Source organism: Streptomyces cupreus (assembly GCF_014257025.1).
GTDB lineage: Bacteria > Actinomycetota > Actinomycetes > Streptomycetales > Streptomycetaceae > Streptomyces > Streptomyces cupreus.
This window is the reverse complement of the sequence record NZ_JACMSF010000185.1, coordinates 1-581: the sequence shown is the minus strand read 5'-3', so window position 1 is coordinate 581 and position 581 is coordinate 1. Positions and strand designations below refer to the sequence as shown.

Sequence of the window (581 nt, the reverse complement as noted above, 5' to 3'; positions counted from 1 at the left end):
TTCATGCGACGAGCCGACCATCCGCCCTCCTTTCCATCCGATGGAATCAACGACCTACGCCGCGACCAGGTCACACCACACGTACTTGCCGCGATTGCCGTTCCGGGACAGTGGCTGCCACCCCCATACGTCGGCACAGGCCCGGACAACAGCCAGCCCTCTCCCCTCCTCCGCCGCCTCTCCCAACCGCTCCCACTTCTCCGGCGGATCGGGAGGCGCGGGGTCGGCATCCCACGCTCCGACCCGCAGCACGCCGGCTGCCCAGCGGACGCGGTGCGGCAGGGCCCGCGGTGTGGCGTACGGAGTTGGAGACCAGCTCCGCCCCGATCAGCTCCGCCGTGTCGACGAGGCGGATCAGGCCGTGCATGGTGAGGATCAGGCGGAGGGTGCGGCGACAGACGGTGACGGCTCGGGGGTCGTTGGGGATGTAGAGGGTGTACTCCCAGGGTTCGCCTTCCGGCATGGGTGAACTCCTGTTGTGGCGAAGGCGAGTTGACTGGTCCTGCGGAGTGCGCGGGCGGTGGCAGTGCCGCAGCCGTCTTGGCAGGGCGGAGCGGTGCGCTTCCGGGGTCCCGGTGGTT

General features: G+C 69.4%; 1 pseudogene. It reads right to left on the bottom strand.

What is annotated here, in order from left to right:
- Positions 1 to 54: 54 nt before the first annotated feature.
- Positions 55 to 463: pseudogene (locus tag H4N64_RS46185) on the bottom strand (ATP-binding protein).
- Positions 464 to 581 lie beyond the last annotated feature (118 nt).